This is a genomic window from Streptomyces sp. 142MFCol3.1, assembly GCF_000424945.1.
Classification (GTDB): Bacteria; Actinomycetota; Actinomycetes; order Streptomycetales; family Streptomycetaceae; genus Streptomyces; species Streptomyces siamensis.
This window is the reverse complement of the sequence record NZ_AUKV01000089.1, coordinates 1-2,435: the sequence shown is the minus strand read 5'-3', so window position 1 is coordinate 2,435 and position 2,435 is coordinate 1. Positions and strand designations below refer to the sequence as shown.

Annotated in this window: 2 protein-coding genes and 1 pseudogene; all 3 read left to right on the top strand. The window is 72.6% G+C overall.

Features of this window, described 5'->3' with window-relative positions; translation table 11 throughout:
* Window positions 1-309, top strand: a pseudogene (locus H305_RS0143565) (6-phosphogluconate dehydrogenase); the annotation flags it as partial.
* Window positions 310-437: 128 nt separating this feature from the next.
* A complete protein-coding gene (recF, locus tag H305_RS0143560) occupies window positions 438-1,559 on the top strand; it encodes a DNA replication/repair protein RecF (RefSeq protein ID WP_028805939.1) in 1,122 nt (373 codons plus the stop codon).
* Window positions 1,556-2,134, top strand: a complete 579-nt coding sequence (locus tag H305_RS0143555) for a DUF721 domain-containing protein (protein ID WP_028805938.1) — start codon at window positions 1,556-1,558, stop codon at window positions 2,132-2,134. The genes recF and H305_RS0143555 overlap by 4 nt, the downstream gene beginning before the upstream one ends.
* The last annotated feature ends 301 nt before the right edge of the window (window positions 2,135-2,435 follow it).

Here is a 2,435-nt window from a genome sequence, read left to right as displayed (position 1 = left end):
TCCGTCACGGACGTGCGCGAGGTCTTCCGCTCCTGGCAGGAGGGCACCGTCATCCGCTCCTGGCTGCTCGACCTCGCGGTCAACGCCCTGGACGAGGACGAGCACCTGGACAAGCTCAAGGGTTATGCACAGGATTCCGGCGAGGGACGCTGGACTGTGGAAGCCGCCATCGACCACGCGGTGCCGCTGCCGGCGATCACCGCGTCGTTGTTCGCGCGCTTCGCGTCGAGGCAGGACGACTCGCCGCAGATGAAGATGATCGCGGCGCTGCGCAACCAGTTCGGCGGCCACGCCGTCGAGAAGGCCTGATCCGAGCCCCGGGTTCTCCACACCCGGGGCGACCCGGTTGTCCACAGCCGGGGGAAAACCGGAGGGCCGGGGATACCCGGGCCTCGGGAGAACCGAGACACCACGCTGGGGGAGGTCGGCGTACGACCATGCACGTCACGCATCTGTCGCTGGCCGACTTCCGCTCGTACGCCCGGGTCGAGGTCCCGCTCGACCCGGGCGTCACCGCGTTCGTGGGGCCCAACGGGCAGGGCAAGACGAACCTGGTCGAGGCGGTCGGCTATCTGGCGACCCTCGGCAGCCACCGTGTCTCCTCCGACGCGCCCCTGGTCCGCATGGGCGCCGACCGGGCGATCATCCGGGCCAACGTCCGGCAGGGCGACCGGCAGCAGCTCGTCGAGCTGGAGCTGAACCCGGGCAAGGCCAACCGAGCTCGCGTCAACAGGTCCTCGCAGGTCAGACCGCGTGACGTGCTGGGCATCGTACGGACGGTGCTGTTCGCCCCGGAGGACCTCGCCCTCGTGAAGGGCGACCCCGGGGAGCGGCGCCGGTTCCTCGACGAGCTGATCACTGCCCGCTCCCCGCGCATGGCCGGTGTCCGCTCCGACTACGACCGGGTCCTCAAACAGCGCAACACGCTCCTGAAGTCAGCCGCGCTGGCCCGTCGGCACGGCGGACGCACCATGGATCTGTCGACGCTCGACGTGTGGGACCAGCACCTCGCGCGCGTGGGCGCCGAACTGCTCGCCCAGCGGCTCGACCTGGTCGCTGCCCTCCAGCCGCTGGCCGACAAGGCCTACGAGCAGCTGGCTCCCGGCGGCGGACCGATCACCCTGGAGTACCGGCCGTCCGCACCTGGCGAGGCGCACGGGCGCGAGCAGCTGTACGAGCAGCTGATGGCGGCGCTCGCCGAGGTCCGCAAGCAGGAGATAGAGCGGGGCGTGACCCTTGTGGGGCCGCACCGTGACGATCTGCTTCTCAAACTCGGTCAGCTGCCCGCCAAGGGGTACGCCTCGCACGGCGAGTCCTGGTCGTACGCGCTGGCGCTGCGCCTGGCCTCGTACGACCTGCTCAGGGCCGAGGGCAACGAACCCGTGCTGGTCCTGGACGACGTGTTCGCCGAGCTCGACAGCCGACGCAGGGAGCGCCTCGCGGAACTCGTCGCGCCCGGGGAGCAGGTCCTGGTGACAGCCGCGGTGGACGACGACGTACCGGACGTACTGACGGGGACGCGGTACGCCGTGTCCGAGGGCACGGTGGAACGCGTATGACGCAGAACACACCGGACGCGACGCCCGGCACCGGGAAGGGCGCGGGAGACGCCCGCGACAAGACCCCCGAGCCCTCCGGCGTCGACCTCGCGCGCGTGGCCCTGCGCGCGGCGAAGGAACAGGCACGCGCGCGTGGGGACGCCGCACAGCAGAGGAAGCAGGCACGGCGCGGCGGCGGCCTGCGCTCCGGAGCACGCGCCGACGGACGCGACCCCATGGCGCTCGGCTCCGCCATCAACCGGCTGCTGACCGAGCGCGGCTGGGAGACCCCGGCCGCGGTCGGGGGCGTCATGGGTCGCTGGCCGCAGATCGTCGGCGACGACCTGGCCAAGCACTGCGTGCCGGTGAAGTACGACGACGACCCGGCCGAGCGGGTGCTGACGGTGCAGTGCGACTCGACGGCCTGGGCGACCCAGCTCCGGCTGCTGGCTCCGCAGCTGGTCGCACGGCTGAACCAGGACCTCGGGCACGGCACGGTGCGCCTGATCAAGGTGCAGGGCCCTGGGGGCCCCGGCCGCCGCTTCGGTCCGCTGCGCGCGCCCGGGAGCACGGGCCCCGGCGACACCTACGGCTGATCGCGTTCGGCCGGCACGCTCCGCGGCGTGCGACGACCCGCGGTCCGGGAGATGTGCGGACGGACGCCGTCGGTCGAGCCTCGGCAGCGGGCCGCGTCCGCCCAGGACCTGTCTCGGCACTCCGGGCGCCCCGTCCGAGTGCGCACGGGGCGAACGGTCGGGCCTCGACCGGCGCCGACCGCTTCGTTTGGCTGCAACCGCTCCGGCTGGCGTCAACCGCCTCGACCGGTGGCTCCCGCCTCTGTCGGCGCCAACCGTCGCTCGTCGACGGCTCCCGCCCTGAGATCGGCGGCTCCCGCCC

What these genes read in the sequence shown, in the direction of transcription:
- recF (WP_028805939.1), top strand. Translation starts at nt 438, where the DNA reads ATGCACGTCACGCATCTGTCGCTGGCCGACTTCCGCTCGTACGCCCGG.
- H305_RS0143555 (WP_028805938.1), top strand. Translation starts at nt 1,556, where the DNA reads ATGACGCAGAACACACCGGACGCGACGCCCGGCACCGGGAAGGGCGCG.